The organism is Streptomyces nanshensis, assembly GCF_001751255.1.
Classification (GTDB): Bacteria; Actinomycetota; Actinomycetes; order Streptomycetales; family Streptomycetaceae; genus Streptomyces; species Streptomyces nanshensis_A.
In genome coordinates, this window is record NZ_LJGW01000163.1 from 308 (window position 1) to 15,314 (window position 15,007).

Here is a 15,007-nt window from a genome sequence, read left to right on the forward strand (position 1 = left end):
TGCCCAGATCGATGGCGTCGAGCGTGTCGAGCGCATCGGTCTCGGCGGTCTCGGCGCGTGCGTCGGGTCCGCCGCCGATCAGCAGACTCAGCCGCCACGGTCCCCCGGCGTCCGGCGGTCCCGTCGCGGCGACGCGGAGCTGGCCGCCGGGGAGCAGTTGCGCCGCCACCACGGCGGCCGTGCGCTCCGCGGGGCCGCCGAGGCGGTGCATCGCGCCGTGCTTCACCAGCGGCCCGGGCAGCGGGTCGGGGGTGTGCGCGGCGACGACCTCTCCCACGTACATCGTGTGGACGGGGAAGGCGACGGTCTGCCGCAGCGTGCATTCGACGGCGGTGAGCCCGCCGCGCACCCACGGCGAACCGGTCGCCTCCGGCTCGCCGAGCCGGACGAGGTCGCTGGTCGTCTTGTCGACGTCGGCCGTGGAGAAGCTGCCGGCGAAGTCGGCGAGTTCCGACTGCTCCTCGGAACAGAAGGTGACGGTGAACTCCCCGGCGGCGGCGATGAGTTCACGGGTGGTGGCACGGGGCCCGAGTACCACGGCCGCGTACAGGGGCGCCTTGTTGACGAAGTAGGACCACTCCGCCGACATCAGGTTCGTCGCGCCGCGGTGCCGTACGCAGACCAGTCCCACGGTGCTGGTCAGCTTCTTCCACAGGTCGGCGGGGACCTCGGCGCTCATCGTCCGTGCTCCTTCGTCGTGCCGGTCGTCGTACGGGGGCGGGTGTTCTCGGGTGGCGGGGGCAGGCTCGTCGCGACGCGGAAGCCGACCGGGTACAGCGGCCCCGGAAAGGCGCCGTGGCGGCGCCGGGTGCGGGCCAGATCGCCGTAGCGGGAGAAGCTGCCGCCGCGGGCGACGCGGTAGGGGCCGTGGCTCTCGGCGAGGTCGTCGGCGACGAACTGCCCGCCGGGGTACGGGCGGTAGACGTCCGCGACGTACTCCTCGACGTTGCCGGCCATGTCGAAGGCGCCGAAGGGGGAGCGTCCGGCGGGGAACGCCCCGACCGGTGTGGTCGTGTGGACGCCGGTCTCCCGGGTGTTGGCGGCGTTGGGGTCGAAGGTGCCGCCCCAGGGGTAGGCCAGGCCCTTCGGCCCGGCGGCGGCGTACTCCCACTCGGCCTCGCCGGGCAACCGCCAGGGATGGCCGGTGCGTTCGGAGAGCCAGGCCGCGTACGCGTCGGCGTCGGACGGGCCGATCCCGGCGACGGGATGGTTGCCACGGTCGTACGGGTAGGCGCCCAAGTACCAGGTGCTGGGCCGCTGTTGACGGCCGGTGTCCTCGAGGAAGTCCCGGTACTCGCCGTTGGTGACGGGATAGGTCCCGATCCAGTAGCTCTCCAGGACGGCCTCGTGCAGCGGGGTCTCCTTCTCGATCCAGCTCTCCTCGACGCCCACATGCGCCCACTCGGCGGCGACGGCCCCAACGGACTGCCGCGGCAGCCCGATCTGCACCGTGCCGCCCGGCACCGCGCACGTCCGGGGGACCGGGGTGAGGCGCAGGTCGCCGATCAGTCCGAGCATGCCGCCCGCGGTGAGCCGTTCGCCGAGCGGCACCGCCGGGTCCTCGACGAGCGCGGCCAGATCGACCGCGGCGCGTACGAGCATGCCGGCGGCGGGTCGCAGCGCCCGAGGGTCCGTCAGCCCGGCGTGCTCCGCGAAGTGCGGTGCGGCGCCCGCGTCGTGCTGTTCCGTCATCGTGCCGTCTCCGCGGGGAGGGTGAGGGTGTGCCGGCCGAGGTGCGCCTTGGCCGCGAGGTACGCGGCGTTCTCCCGCGTCAGATGCACCCGGGTGGGCACGGTGTCCTCGACGTGGATTCCGTGATCGCTCAACTGCCGTACCTTGTCCGGGTTGTTGGTGAGCAGCCGGACGCGCCGCAGGCCCAGTGCGCGCAGCATCGCCGCGGCGGCCGCGTAGTCCCGCTCGTCCGTGCCGCGTCCGAGCAGCCGGTTCGCCTCGAAGGTGTCCGTACCGGCGCCCTGTAGCAGATAGGCGTCCAGCTTGTTGTAGAGGCCGATGCCGCGGCCCTCCTGGCGGAGGTAGAGGACGGCGCCGCCCTCCGCGGAGATCCGCCGCAGCGCCTCGTCCAACTGCGGTCCGCAGTCGCAGCGGGTGGAGCCGAAGACGTCCCCGGTGAGGCACTCGCTGTGCAGCCGTACCAGCGGAACGCCGCCGCTCCCGGTCCCGTTCTCGTCCCGGCCCCCGCTCCCGCCTCCGCCGGGCAGCAGACACGCCACATGCTCCCCGGCGTCCGGCAGCCCCCGGAAGGTGACGAGTTCGGCGGGCAGCCGCCGCTCGGCGCGGTCGAGGGTCAGCGGGACACGGGCCCGAACGGCCGCCTCCCGGGGCGCCGTCGGGCCCGCTGCCGAAGGGCGGACGCTCACCCTGCCACCGCCTCGCGCGCGGGGACCGCCCGTTCGGCGAGGTCGCCGACGTCGAGCGAGCGCAGCACGCGGACCGTGCCGTCGCCGCCCCGTCCCACGATCAGGATCCGTCCGTCCCACCCCGCGACGGCCGCCCGCCGGGAGTCGAGCCGGACGATGCAGGAGACGCCCTGCCCGAACTCGGCGAGCACACGTCCCGACGCGAGCGTGGCGGCGCTGTCCGTCCAGTCGACCTCCCACAGACGGAGGCCGAAGTCGTAGGACCCGGCGAGGACTTGGGGAGCGTCGGCGTCGCCGAGCAGCCCGACGCACTTGACCGACTCGTCCGCGCCCAGAAGCGTCTGCATCCGCGTCACCTGCCAGGCCGCCGCACCCGCGGGTACGAGGCGGACGACCTTGACGGTGTGGTCGCGCGACGCCGTCGCCGCGACCTGACCGTCCAGCGTGGCAACGGAGTTGACGAGGTTGCCGTGCTCCCAGAGCGTGACCCTGCGGTGCAGGGGGCCGCCCGCGACGGTGCGGTCCGTCGCCGCGGAGAGGAAGCCGCCGCCGAGGGCCGCCAGCGACTTCACCGAGCCGCCATGCGGCGCCGCACGCTCGGCCACCGTGAGCAAGTCCGGTCGGAGGGCGAGGAGTTCGCCGTTGTAGGTGCCCGCGATCAGCCGGTCGCCGGACGAGCAGAGCGAGGGCACGGGCGCGCCCAGGGGTTCGCTCGTCCGCTCGTCCTCGCCGCAGCGCACCACATGTCCGGCGTACGTCCCCGCGAAGACGCCGCCGTCGTGGACCGCGAGGGAGAGGACGGGGCTGCCGGAGGCGGCGAGGGTGCGCACGGCCGGCGGCCCGGCACCGTCGCCCGCGCTCGTACCGTTTCCGCGGCCGGCGCCGTCAGCGGTCTCGTCGGCGGCGCGGTCGGTGCCGCCCGTGTCGACGGCGAACACCCGCCCCGAGTCGCAGCCGATCAGCAGCTCGTCGCCCCGTACGGCCAGCGCGTTGGGGCCGTGGTTCTCACCGGCGGGACCCACCAGCCGGCTGCCCGTACGGAAGTCCACCAGGTGCGGGCTGCTGCGGAAGCTGCCGACGGCGACCAGCCCGCGCGCCGCCGACACCGACCTCGGCCACTGCCGTACGTCGTCCAGTCGCCGCAGCCGCTCGCCGGACGCGCCGAGGAAGTGCAGCGAGCCGTCGTAGGCGCCCACGACCAGCGACCCGTCGTCGTCGGCCCAACTCACCGCGCGTGCGGCCGAGTCGGAGACCTGCACGGTGCGGACGGGCTCCAGCCGCGGCGTCAGCAGATCGACCGCGCCGTCGTCGCGGGCCACGGCCAGCGTCTTCCCGGAGTGCGACCAGGCGCAGCCCTCGACCGACGCGTCGTAGTGGCGCGTCAGGGGGCCTCCGGAGTCCGGGTCGTCCGGTGCGCCGACCGAGACCATGCCGTCCTCGCCCACGGTGGCGACCAGCCCGTCCCGGCTGACCGAGACCGTCATGCAGTGCGCGGCGTGTGTGCCGACCTCGCCGAGGTAGGCGCCCGTCAGCGCCTCCCAGAGGGTGGCGCGGCCGTCCTCGGAGACACAGATCAGCCGCCGGCCGTCGGGCATCCAGCCGACCGAGTTGACGTCGTCGGTGTGCCGGGCCAGTACGCCCACGAGGTCGGCACGTGCCCGGTCGGGGATCTGCCAGACCCCGACGGTCTTGTCCGCGGACGCCGTGGCCAGCAGCGTCGGCACGGCGGGGTTCCACGCCGAGGCGTTGACGAGGCGGCGGTGGCGCAGCTTCGCGATCCGTACCGGACGGGAGGGGACGCCGGTGTCCCACACCAGGACGGTCCCGTCGTAGGAGCAGCTCGCGAGGCGCCGCCCGTCCGCGCGGAACGCGACGTGGGTGACGGGGGCGGCGTGCCCGGTGGGATTGGGCTTCAGATCGATCGCACGCATGGTGCCTGCTTCCCTTCGTGAGACGCGCACCGCGCGGGATGCGCGGCGCCCGCCCGGGACGGGCCGGTCGGAACAGGGGACGACGACGGGGACGACGACATCGGGACGACGGGCGTACGCCCGGATGTACGGGACCGGATGTACGGGCCCGGGCGCCGCCCGGGTCCGGGTCAGGGCTGGGGGCTCAGGCCCGCCGGGGTGCGGCTTGGGGCGGGGTGGTCGTGCCGGATGAGCGTGTACGTCGCCGGGCTGCGGGCGAGCCAGCGGTCACGCACCTTGGCGAACGGCCGCTCGCCGGCGCCCTGTTGGAGCCGGTAGAGCGACAGCAGTCCCGTGCGGTGGCCGAGCAGCAGATACGCGGTACCGGATGCGCTGCGCAGGACCGTCATGGCCTTCGGATAGTCCGGCAGGTCCTCCAGGAGTCCGCGGAAGCGCGTCGACTCGTAGTCGTAGGCCGCCAGTTGCATGCCGTACGAGACCGCGCAGACCAGGCCGTCCGCGATCACGGCGTTCTCCACGGTGTTGGACAGCAGCTTCGCCCAACGGGCCACCACACCCAGCCCGATGACGATCTCCTTCAGACCGCCGTCCCCGACGACGTAGATCCGGTCCTCCTCCGCCCGGATCCTCTTGGGGTACTCGCCCTGGTCGAAGCGCCACATCACCTCGGCACCGTCTCCCGCGTCCAGCACGGTGATCACCCCGTTCCTGGTGACCAGGACGCGCCGCCCGTCCGGCAGATAGACGCCCGCCCAGACCGGCAGACCGTCCACGTCGAACCTGGCCGACTCCCGGCCCTCGCCCGTGTCCAGCTCCACCGCCCCGGCGTTGGTCGCCACCAGCGCCCGCGAACCGTCCGGGGAGACCGCCACGGTGTGCGGCAGCGCGGGCAGTTCGCGGTTCCAGCGGAGCGTGCCGTCCGCCTCGGAGCGGAAGACCCGGTGGTCACGGGTGATGCCGACCCAGCCGGAGGCGAGCGGGGCGACCCGGCGGGTGAAGCCGAGAGCGGTGGTGTGCTCCGCCTCCACCCGCAGCATCGGGCCGCCCGACGACTCCGCCTCCACCACCCGTACGACGGCGACGCCGGTGTCCGTGGCGCAGTAGAGGGTGCCCGGATCGTGCGGCGCGGCCTGGATGTCCCACACCGCCTGCCGCCGGAAGCCCGCCGCGCGTACGAACTCCCCGTCCGCGTCCAGGCGTACGATCTCGCCGTCCTGGCAGAGGACGAACACGTCGCCGTCCGGGGCGACCGTGAGATCGCTGAGCTGGTGCGGAAAGCCGGTCACGGTGCGTGCGATGCGCAGCTCGGGGGAGGAGTTGTCGAAGATGTGCAGCTCCCCGTCGAAGCCGCCGGAGTAGGCACGGGCGAAGTCCGGGGAGAACGCGACGAATTCGACGTCGTCGCGGGCGAAGAGAAGCTCGGCCTCCTTCTCGCCCTGCTCGCCGACGACCACGACGCCGTTGGCGACGTCGGCGTTCTCGCCCTCGCCGAAGTCCTGCGTCGCCCAGAACCGCCGGTGACGCGCGTCCCAGCGCACCCGGTGGATGTTGCCGTCGTCCAGCTTGACGTGCTCGTCGAAGACGCCGTCGGCGAACGAACCGAAGCGCAGACTCCCCTTCTTGTCGGAGACGGCGTGCCGGGTCGGATGCTCCGTGCAGGCCCACTCCATCGGGCTCCCACCGCAGATGTTCGGCCGGATCTCCAGCACGTCGAAGGTGTGCAGATCCAGCACGAGCATCTGCCGGTGGTAGCCGCTGGTGACGTAGACCCGGCCGTCCCAGACGCCGATGCCGCGGGAGCTGACGGGCGAGGGCTCCTCGCCGGGGACCAGCCCGGACGGGTCGCACACCGTTGCCGGGTCCAGCCGGTCCACGAGCTCCAGCGTCGCGAGCGACCAGCGGAACACCGCGCCCATGCGGTCCTTTCCGACGACCCAGCCGTCGTGGACGGCCAGCCCGTAGAGCGGCCGGCCCTGTCTCACGAAAGGGGACGACCTGACGACCCGCAACTCCTCGTCGAGCAGATGGATCCGCCCGACGCTGTCCGACGCCAGCAAGCCCGTACCGTCCACGTACAGGATCCTGATGACGCGGTCCGTCAGCTCCACGATGACCACCTCGTCCCGTCAGCCGTTCTCAACGCCCGCCGTGCGGCGGTCACTTGCTGGGTGTGACACCGCCGCGGATCGGGCCGTCGTCATCGTCGTCGTCACCGGCGTCGTCCGCGTCGTCGTCGCCGTCGTCCGCATCGTCGTCGTCATCGTCGAAGTCGCCGTCGTCGTCCTCGTCATCGGCGTCGTCGTCGCCGGTGCACGACTCGGGCGCGGTACGGTCGGAGTCCGAGGAGGCGCCGGAGGCCGCCGGGCGGGCGCCGGTGCGCAGGATCTCGCCCGTGGTGGCGTCCACGGTGGACTGGAGCGTGCGGGACCCCTGGACGAAGTCGACCTTGAAGACGCTGCGGCCGTTCTCGCGGGTGGCGACGGCCTTGGTGACCCGGCCGTTGGTGGCCTGCTGGAGCACCCGGTCGGTGGCCTGTGCCATGGTGACGCCGGACGCCTCCCGCACATCGGCCTGGTCCCCGGCTCCCGGGGCGCCCGCGGACGACTGGCCGGCCACCGCGAGGGTGCCGCCGCCGAGCGCGATGCCGCCGGCCGCGATGACGGCGAGGACGGTCCGTTTCCGTGCGTGCGATTTCCTGTGCTGCACGTCTACCTCCGGATGTGGCGTACGGGGCTGTTCCGCGCCCGGTGCCGTACGTCCGCCACAGGCGGCACGTCCGCTCCGTGAACCTCGCGGAACTCACCACGGACACTACGAATCCGCAGGTCAGCGCCCGGTCAGCGGACCGTTAGGGGCAGTGCAAGATTGATCCAACGACGGGCGGGAGGCGGGGAGTTGTGTGTGGGGGGGGATCCGCCTCGGGCCGGCCCGCCGGGCGCTCAGTGCGCCGTGCTGTGCCCCGGGGAGGCCACCCGGTCCGCGGGCGCGGTGAGCCGGAAGCCGACCCCGCGTACGGTCTCGATCCAGGCCGGGTCGCCCAACTTGCGCCGCAGCGTGGCCACATGGACGTCCAGGGTCCGGGTGGGCCCGAAGAAGTTCGGGTCCCAGACGGCGTCGAGGATCTCCTCGCGTGAGCAGACGGCGCCGGGATCGCGGGCGAGATACGCCAGCAGGTCGAACTCCTTGGGAGCCAACGGGACGGTCTCGCCGTCGAGTTCGACGCGGTGGGTCCGCACGTCCACGGTCAGCGGGCCGATCCGCCGGCACCCCTCCGCCGCGGCGGAGGGCACGGCCGCCGCCGGTGCGGGTGCGGGTACGGCGGCGAGCGGAGCACGGGTGCGGCGGGTGACCGCGCGGATGCGCGCCACCAACTCCCGTACGCCGAAGGGCTTGCTGAGATAGTCGTCGGCGCCCAGCTCCAGACCGACGACGCGGTCGGTCTCCTCGCCCCGCGCCGTGATCATGATGATGGGGACGTCCGAACGGGAGCGCATGACACGGCAGACGTCGATGCCGTCCATGTCGGGCAGCCCGAGGTCCAGCAGCACCAGGTCGGCCGGCGGCGCGGCCAGCGCGGCGGCGCCGGTCGCGGCACGCTCCACGGTGAAACCGTAATTGCCCAGCCCCTCGGTCAGTGGCCGGGCGATCAGGTCGTCGTCCTCGACGAGCAGCAGCCGCATGCGGTCAGGGTCACACAATCCGGCCAGGCGGGCGGTGCGTTCGTAGCAACGGTGCAACTTTCACCGTTCCCCGGCGTCCGTCCCGGGGGCGTGCGGGCCCGTGGCCCCGGGGCCACGGCCTCAGTCGTCCTCGGCGACCGAGATGGCGGGCTTTCCGTGGGAGCAGCGGGCCGTGACGATCAGGTCGGGCGGATCGTCGGAGTCGTCGTCGGCACTGTCGTACGCGCTGTCGTCGGCGGTGTCGTCGGAGTCGTCGTCCTCGTCGTCGTCCGGCGGTTCCAGCTCGAAGGTGACGCGCGGGGCCGGTCCGTACTCCACGTCGTCCGCGCTGTAGCCGTCGGCGGGGCTCAGCCCCAGCAGCCGGATCCGGCCGTCGGCACGGCACTGGACGGTGGCGGTCGCGGCGCCGTGCGCGATCTTGAGGCCGAACGTACGGACGTCGCCGGACGGGGACGAGGACTCCGACGACGATCCCGACGAGGACCCCGACGACGAGGAGGACGGGGAAGCGGAGGGTGCGTCGTCCGGCGGCGCGGAGGATCCGCCGGAGGGCACCGTGCTCCCGGACGAGCCGGGATCGTCCCCCGGCCGCCCGCCGTGCAACTCGTGGCGCACGGCGGACTCGTCGAGCGGATCGTGCCGTGCGTACTGGGCGTCCGGGCTCGCGTTCTGGAACGACCAGGCGCCCACCACGATCGCCACGACGATCGCGCAGAGCCAGCCGCCCGTCGTCGCCCGCCGCCGCCACGCGGGGCCCCGCTCCGGCCCCGGCTGCTCCGGCCCCGTCGGCCGGTTCGGTTCGCTCGCGTCCATGGACCGAGTGTGCCGCGTGCCGATGCAACGTTCGGTTAGCTTTCGCACAAGAGACCGCACAGCTCGGCCAACACCTCGTGCACGCGGCCGTGCGTGGCTAGTGTCGTGCGCGGCGAGGCTCCGTGACCGCCGCCTCTCACCAGCCGTCCCCTGTCCTCCGCGCAGCGTCGCGCCGCGGGAGCGACGGCCGGAGCGCCGCGGCGGCTCCGCGAACCGGAGCCGTGGGACGGCACGGACGGAAGCGACGGTTATGCGCAAGCAACTGCTGCTGTTGATCGGGATCACCACGGTGCTGGTGCTGACGTCGCTGCTGATCCCCCTCGGCCTGCTGGCCCAGGACCACGCCGAGGACCACGCGTTGGCGGACGCCTCCGTACGCGGGGAGTCGGTCGCGGCGGTCATCAGCCGCTCCTTCGGCGACGGCGAGGTGACCTCGGCCGCGGACCGCAGGATGATCCGCGACATGCTCGACGGCGTCAACGCCGAGGGCCAGCCGCGCGCTTCGGTCGTACTCCCGGACGGGCAGACGTTCGGGCCCGCTCCCCGCTCGGTGAGCAAGGCGGCCCTGAAGCTCGCCCGTTCGGGACGTACGTTCACCTACGCGGCGGGCGACGGCGACCGCATCCATCTGATGCCGGTGCTGGTCACCGGCGGCGGGGGGAAGAAGCACACCGACGCGGTCGTGGTGCAGGTCGCCGTGGACAAGGAGCAGTTGCGCTCCGGGGTGTGGCCCTCGTGGTTCGCGGTCGCGGGCCTCGGGGCGGCGCTGACCCTGCTCGGACTGGCCTTCGCCGACCGGCTCGCCTCCCATCTCGTCCGCGGCACACGGCGGTTGGGCAATGTGGCGGACCAGCTCGCGGCCGGGAACCTCCAGGCGCGGGCGGATCCGATGGGCCCGCTGGAGCTGCGCCTCCTGGCGCACCGGCTGAACGAACTCGGCGAGCAGATCGGCACCCTGCTCGCGGCGGAACGCGAACGCGTCGCCGACCTCGCGCACCGGCTGCGTACGCCGCTCACCGCGCTGCGGCTGGAGGCGGAGACTCTGCGGGACGAGGCCGCCGTGCGGCGGGTCTCGGAAGGCGTGACGGCGCTGGAGCAGAGCGTCAACGAGGTGATACGCACGGCCCGTTCGGCCGTCGACCCCGACAGCGGGCAGGCGGACCTGTCGGCGGTCGCGCAGGAGCGCACGCGGTTCTGGGCGCCGCTGGCGGAGGAGCAGTCACGCGCCGCGGCGGTGTGGGCGCCGCCCTGGCCGGTGCCGGTCGCGGTCTCCGCCGAGGATCTGCGCGCCGTACTCGACGCGCTGATCGGCAACGTCCTCGACCACACCCCGGAGGGTACGGACGTCCGTGTGACGGTCACCGACGACGGACGGCTCCTCGTGGACGACGACGGGCCCGGGATCCCCGGTTCGGCACTGACCGCGCGGGGCGAGAGCGGAGCGGGCTCGACCGGTCTCGGACTCGACATCGCCCGCCGTACGGCCGAGGAGTCCGGCGGGAGCTTCGCGCTGGGAGCCGGGCCGGACGGACGGGGCACCCGCGTCGACTGCCGCTTCGGCACGGCTCGTTCAGAGGCCCGCACCGCGCAGCCGCCGCCGCAGCGCCGTCCCGCCCACCGCTCCAAGCGGGCGCGTCCCCGCTCGTAGCGCCCACGGACACCGGGCGTTACGGGATCAACTGCTGACGATCCCCACGACGAGATTGATGGCCGTGGCCAGAATGCTGGTGCCGAACGCGTACGAGAGCAGACAGTGGCGCAGCGCCATCGCGCGGATCGCCGGACTGGAGACGTCGGTGTCGGAGACCTGATAGGTCATGCCGAGGTTGTAGCTGAAGTAGAAGAAGTCCCGATAGGTCGGCGATTCCTCGGAGTTGAAGTCGATGCCGCCCACGGGCTTCACGTAATAGAGATACGCGTAGCGCGTGGCGTACATCAGATGGAGCGCGGCCCACGCCATGAACACACCGGCGAGCGCGGTCGCGGCGTGGCCCACGTCGGAGTGGCCGAGGAGCAGCACCACGATGCCGCCCAGGCCGCACAACGCGGCCCCGATGACGACGAGTTCCTCGGTGAGGGGGCGGAAGTCCTCGCGTCCGACGGTGTCGTCGGTGGCGCTCGCGTCCATCGGCCACAGCACGATCCAGCCCGCCACGACGAAGGACGTCTCCATCGCGGCGATGCCCGCGAGAACGCCCAGCGGCGTATCGGTCGACGCACCGGCGAGGACGCCGACCACGGCTCCGAACACCGCCGCACCGGCGAGACGCGTGACCGCGGAGACCGGCAGCAGACTGCTGTTCATGAAACAGACACTAACGGCCGTACCGCCGGGCGGCGTGGCATGGCCGGGCGCGAACGTCCGGGGGTGGCGCGGAGGTTCGCGTCCGCCGAATCGGCCGGTCACGGGCGGTTGTTCGGCGTCAGGCGTCCGCGTCCGGCGTCAGGCGTTCGAGGTCCGGCGTCTGCTGACAGTTGGTGGTCATCTGTCAGTTGTCATCTGTGATCTGTCATCTGTCACTCGTCGTCCGTCATCCGAAATCCGTCATCCGCTACCTGCCACCCGTCACCCGTCACCCGGGCCCCGCACCCGTCATCCCCCCCGCCCCCGCTCTCACGCCGCCTCCGCCATGTGGTCCTCTCCGCCCGGCTCCGCCTCCGCCGCCGGCGACGCGTAGGTGACCCGCAGTTCGCCGTCCACGGCGTCGACCAGGACCGACGCGCCGTCCTCGACGGCGCCCCGCAGCAGCGCGCGTCCGACTTCCGTCTCGACCTCGTGCGAGATGAAGCGCCGCAGCGGACGCGCCCCGTACACGGGGTCGTAGCCGTTGTGTGCGATGAGCCGCCGGGCCGCGGGGGTGAGTTCGACGGTGATCCTGCGTTCCGCGAGGCGGGAGCGCAGGTCGTTGAACTGCAACTCGACGATCTGCTCGATCTGTTCCTCGCCCAGCGGGCTGAAGAGGACGATGTCGTCGACGCGGTTGAGGAACTCCGGCCGGAAGTGGCTGCGCAGATCCTCCAGCACGCGGCCACGCGCGTCCGCCGTGATCTCGCCGTCGGCCGTCACACCGTCCAGCAGATACACCGAGCCGATGTTGGAGGTGAGGATGACGACGGTGTTGCGGAAGTTGACCGTACGGCCCTGGGCGTCGGTGATCCTGCCGTCGTCCAGGATCTGCAGCAGCGTGTTGAAGACGTCGGCGTGCGCCTTCTCGATCTCGTCGAACAGCACGACGGAGTACGGCTTGCGGCGTACCGCCTCCGTGAGCTGTCCCCCTTCCTCGTAGCCGACGTATCCGGGCGGCGCGCCCACCAGACGGCTGACCGTGTGCCGCTCCTGGTACTCGCTCATGTCCAGCCGCACGATGCTCTCCTCGGAGTCGAAGAGCGCCTCCGCGAGCGCCTTGGCCAGCTCCGTCTTCCCCACGCCCGTCGGCCCGAGGAAGATGAACGACCCGATGGGGCGCCGCGGATCGCGGATGCCGGAGCGGGAGCGGATGACGGCGTCGGCGACCAGTTCGACGGCCTCGTCCTGGCCGACGACGCGCTCGCGGAGGATGTCGTCGAGCCGGAGCAGTTTCTCCCGCTCGCCCTCCTGCAGCCGCGTCACGGGGATCCCCGTCCAGGCCGCGACGATCTCGGCGATCTCGTCCGCGGTGACGACCTCGCGCAGCAGCCTCGACTCGCCCTGTTTGACGGCGAGTTGCTCCTCCTCGGTGGCCAGCCTGCGTTCGAGTTCGAGGATCCGTCCGTACCGCAGCTCCGCCGCACGGTTCAGGTCGTAGGCGCGCTCGGCCTCCTCGGCCTCCTGGCGCGTCCGCTCCAGTTCCTGCCGCAGCTCCTGTACGCGGCGGATCGCCTGCCGCTCGGCCTCCCACTGGGCCTGACCCGCGTCCGCCTCGGCCCGCAGATCGGCCAGTTCGCGGCGCAGTTCGTCCAGGCGTGTGGCGCTGGCGGCGTCCGTCTCCTGGGAGAGGGCGGCCTCCTCGATCTCCAGCCGTGTGACGCGGCGGGTGAGTTCGTCCAGTTCCGCGGGCATCGAGTCCATCTCGGTGCGCATCCGCGCGCACGCCTCGTCCACGAGGTCGATGGCCTTGTCGGGGAGGAACCGGTCGGAGATGTAGCGGTGGCTGAGGGTGGCCGCGGCGACCAGGGCGGTGTCCTGGATGCTGACGCCGTGGAAGATCTCCAGCCGCTCCCGCAGGCCGCGCAGGATGGAGACGGTGTCCTCGACGGACGGTTCGTCGACCATGACCTGCTGGAACCTGCGCTCCAGGGCGGCGTCGGACTCGACGTGCTTGCGGTACTCGGCGAGCGTCGTGGCGCCGATCATGTGCAGTTCGCCCCGGGCGAGCATCGGCTTGAACATGTTCCCTGCGTCGATCGCGCCCTCCGAACCGCCGCCCGCGCCCACGACGTTGTGCAGCTCGTCGACGAACAGCAGGATGCGGCCCTCGGCGGCCTTGACCTCGCCGAGCACGGCCTGCAGCCGTTCCTCGAACTCGCCGCGGTACTTGGCGCCGGCGACCAGCGCGCTCATGTCGAGCGAGAAGACGGTCTTCTCCCGCAGTCCCTCGGGGACGTCGCCGCTGACGATGCGCTGCGCCAGCCCCTCCACGATGGCCGTCTTGCCGACGCCCGGGTCGCCGATGAGCACCGGGTTGTTCTTCGTCTTGCGGCTGAGGATCTGGACGACGCGGCGGATCTCGGCGTCCCGTCCGATCACCGGGTCGAGCGTCCCGTTGCGCGCCTCGTCGACGAGGTCGCGCCCGTACTTCTCCAGCGCCTCGTACGCGCCCTCGGGGGTGGCGGAGGTGACGCGCTGACTGCCGCGGACGCGGGCCAGCGCGCCGAGGAAGCCGTCGCGCGTGACGCCGTGTCCGGCCAGGGCCCGGCCGGCTCCGGTCGCGGAGCCCTCCTCGGCCAGCGCCAGCAGCAGATGCTCCACGGAGACGTACTCGTCCTTGAGCCTGCGGGCCTCCCGGTCCGCGCCGTCCAGCAGCTTCGCCAGGCGCCGGGTCATCTGCGCCTCGCCTGTCGCCCCGGCGCCGGTCTGCTTCGGCTTGCGGTCCAACTCCCCGCGTACGGCGTCCCGCAGCGCCCGCGGATCCGCGCCGGTCTGCTCGACGAGGCGCGGTACGAGCCCGTCGCTCTGGTCCAGGAGCGCCGACAGCAGATGTTCGCCGTCCACCTCGCTGTGTCCCATCCGCCCGGCGGCGGACTGCGCCTCCTGCAGCGCCTCCTGCGACTTCAGGGTCAGACGGTTCATATCCATGACGGGTCCTCACTCCGCACACCGCGGCGGTGCAGCTCCGCCTCCAGTACGGCGATGCGCTCCAGCAGTTCGACGACCAGGCCCAGCGACGCGTAGTTCAGACAGAACCCGGCGCGCAGCCGCTCGATGCGGGCCAGGGCCAGGGGCGCGGACGGGGGGAACCAGAGGCGTCCGTCGGCGTCGCGGTGCGCCTCCAGCAGTCCGAGCGTGACGAGCCGCCGGACCATCTCCGGGTGGAGTCCGGACCGGCTCGCGACGGTCTCCAGGCTGAGCCGGTGCACGGGCGCCAGGACGTGGGACGCGTGCGGGGACGGACGCGGCGCCGAGCCGCCCGCGCGGGCGGCGAAGGCGGCGGCGCTCCTCGTGCGCTGGGTCCTCGTGCGCTGGGTCATCAGGGCCTCCTCGGGTCGAAGTCGGACGCGGCGGCGAGCTGTTCGAACGCCTCGCGCTCACGGGGCGTGGGCTCGGGCGGCACCGTGATGCGCAGCTCCGCGTAGAGATCGCCCGGGGTGCCGCCGGGATGCGGCATGCCCTCGCCGCGCAGCCGCAGCCTTCTGCCGCTGGAGGACCCGGCGGGCACGGCGACCTTCGCCGTCCCCTCGGGCGTCGTCACCGGCACGGTCGCGCCGAGCGCCGCCTCCCAGGGCGTGACGGGCAGCGTGACGTGGACGTCGCGGCCGTCGAGCCGGAACCGGGAGTGCGGTGTGATGCGCACCCGCAGGAACAGATCGCCCGCGGGGGCGTCCCGGCTGCCCCGGCCGCCCTCGCCCGCGAGCCGGATGCGCTGACCGTCGACGACGCCGCGGGGGATGGTCACCTGGTAGGTGCGCTCCCCGTCGCCGCCGCCGAGCGTGACCCCGCGGCGGCCTCCCCGGTGGGCCTCCTCGACGGTCAGCGGCAGCTCCGCCTCCTGGTCCGCGCCGCGGACCG

At 72.8% G+C, this 15,007-nt stretch carries 13 protein-coding genes; 1 reads left to right on the forward strand and 12 read right to left on the reverse strand.

Going from position 1 to position 15,007, the window contains the following annotated elements; translation table 11 throughout:
- The 8 genes from AN218_RS10250 to AN218_RS10285 all read right to left on the reverse strand — a co-directional run.
- On the reverse strand, nt 1–679 hold a 679-nt coding region (locus tag AN218_RS10250), incomplete at its 3' end, for a flavin reductase family protein (RefSeq protein WP_070016479.1).
- Complete coding sequence (locus AN218_RS10255) at nt 676–1,692, reverse strand: formylglycine-generating enzyme family protein (protein WP_070016480.1); 1,017 nt, start codon at nt 1,690–1,692, stop codon at nt 676–678. The genes AN218_RS10250 and AN218_RS10255, both read right to left, overlap by 4 nt.
- On the reverse strand, nt 1,689–2,378 hold the full coding sequence (gene ribA / locus AN218_RS10260) for a GTP cyclohydrolase II RibA (protein ID WP_070016481.1): 690 nt from the start codon (nt 2,376–2,378) through the stop codon (nt 1,689–1,691). The genes AN218_RS10255 and ribA overlap by 4 nt, the downstream gene beginning before the upstream one ends.
- Nucleotides 2,375–4,309, reverse strand: coding sequence for a WD40 repeat domain-containing protein (locus AN218_RS10265; protein WP_070016482.1), 1,935 nt, complete (start codon nt 4,307–4,309; stop codon nt 2,375–2,377). The genes ribA and AN218_RS10265 overlap by 4 nt, the downstream gene beginning before the upstream one ends.
- 170 nt (nt 4,310–4,479) lie before the next feature.
- Nucleotides 4,480–6,417 carry an outer membrane protein assembly factor BamB family protein gene (locus AN218_RS10270; RefSeq protein ID WP_070016489.1) on the reverse strand — a complete coding sequence of 646 codons (1,938 nt, stop codon included), beginning with the start codon at nt 6,415–6,417 and terminating at the stop codon, nt 4,480–4,482.
- Nucleotides 6,418–6,466: 49 nt separating this feature from the next.
- Nucleotides 6,467–7,015 carry a PepSY domain-containing protein gene (locus AN218_RS10275; RefSeq protein ID WP_070016483.1) on the reverse strand — a complete coding sequence of 183 codons (549 nt, stop codon included), beginning with the start codon at nt 7,013–7,015 and terminating at the stop codon, nt 6,467–6,469.
- A gap of 233 nt (nt 7,016–7,248) precedes the next feature.
- A complete protein-coding gene (locus AN218_RS10280; protein ID WP_070016484.1) occupies nt 7,249–7,989 on the reverse strand; it encodes a response regulator transcription factor in 741 nt (246 codons plus the stop codon).
- A 120-nt stretch (nt 7,990–8,109) separates the two neighbouring features.
- Entirely contained in the window at nt 8,110–8,802 is a 693-nt protein-coding gene (locus AN218_RS10285; protein ID WP_070016485.1) for a hypothetical protein, read from the reverse strand.
- A 250-nt stretch (nt 8,803–9,052) separates the two neighbouring features.
- On the opposite strand from AN218_RS10285, the gene AN218_RS10290 reads away from it, so the two are divergent.
- Nucleotides 9,053–10,450 carry a sensor histidine kinase gene (locus tag AN218_RS10290; RefSeq protein ID WP_070016486.1) on the forward strand — a complete coding sequence of 466 codons (1,398 nt, stop codon included), beginning with the start codon at nt 9,053–9,055 and terminating at the stop codon, nt 10,448–10,450.
- Nucleotides 10,451–10,477: 27 nt separating this feature from the next.
- On the opposite strand, the gene AN218_RS10295 is transcribed toward AN218_RS10290, so the two are convergent.
- From AN218_RS10295 to AN218_RS10310, 4 genes are all read right to left on the reverse strand, one after another.
- The gene (locus AN218_RS10295) at nt 10,478–11,107 is read right to left on the reverse strand and encodes a DUF1345 domain-containing protein (RefSeq protein ID WP_070016487.1); all 630 of its coding nucleotides are present in this window, start codon (nt 11,105–11,107) and stop codon (nt 10,478–10,480) included.
- A 309-nt stretch (nt 11,108–11,416) separates the two neighbouring features.
- Nucleotides 11,417–14,077 carry an ATP-dependent chaperone ClpB gene (gene clpB / locus AN218_RS10300; RefSeq protein WP_070016488.1) on the reverse strand — a complete coding sequence of 887 codons (2,661 nt, stop codon included), beginning with the start codon at nt 14,075–14,077 and terminating at the stop codon, nt 11,417–11,419.
- On the reverse strand, nt 14,068–14,469 hold the full coding sequence (locus tag AN218_RS34315) for a chaperone modulator CbpM (protein WP_079132010.1): 402 nt from the start codon (nt 14,467–14,469) through the stop codon (nt 14,068–14,070). The genes clpB and AN218_RS34315 overlap by 10 nt, the downstream gene beginning before the upstream one ends.
- On the reverse strand, nt 14,469–15,007 hold a 539-nt coding region (locus tag AN218_RS10310; protein ID WP_275936966.1), incomplete at its 5' end, for a DnaJ C-terminal domain-containing protein. The genes AN218_RS34315 and AN218_RS10310, both read right to left, overlap by 1 nt.

What these genes read in the sequence shown, in the direction of transcription:
- AN218_RS10255 (WP_070016480.1), bottom strand. Translation starts at nt 1,692, where the DNA reads ATGACGGAACAGCACGACGCGGGCGCCGCACCGCACTTCGCGGAGCAC.
- AN218_RS10265 (WP_070016482.1), bottom strand. Translation starts at nt 4,309, where the DNA reads ATGCGTGCGATCGATCTGAAGCCCAATCCCACCGGGCACGCCGCCCCC.
- AN218_RS10280 (WP_070016484.1), bottom strand. Translation starts at nt 7,989, where the DNA reads ATGCGGCTGCTGCTCGTCGAGGACGACGACCTGATCGCCCGGCCACTG.
- AN218_RS10285 (WP_070016485.1), bottom strand. Translation starts at nt 8,802, where the DNA reads ATGGACGCGAGCGAACCGAACCGGCCGACGGGGCCGGAGCAGCCGGGG.
- AN218_RS10290 (WP_070016486.1), top strand. Translation starts at nt 9,053, where the DNA reads ATGCGCAAGCAACTGCTGCTGTTGATCGGGATCACCACGGTGCTGGTG.
- AN218_RS10295 (WP_070016487.1), bottom strand. Translation starts at nt 11,107, where the DNA reads ATGAACAGCAGTCTGCTGCCGGTCTCCGCGGTCACGCGTCTCGCCGGT.
- clpB (WP_070016488.1), bottom strand. Translation starts at nt 14,077, where the DNA reads ATGGATATGAACCGTCTGACCCTGAAGTCGCAGGAGGCGCTGCAGGAG.
- AN218_RS34315 (WP_079132010.1), bottom strand. Translation starts at nt 14,469, where the DNA reads ATGACCCAGCGCACGAGGACCCAGCGCACGAGGAGCGCCGCCGCCTTC.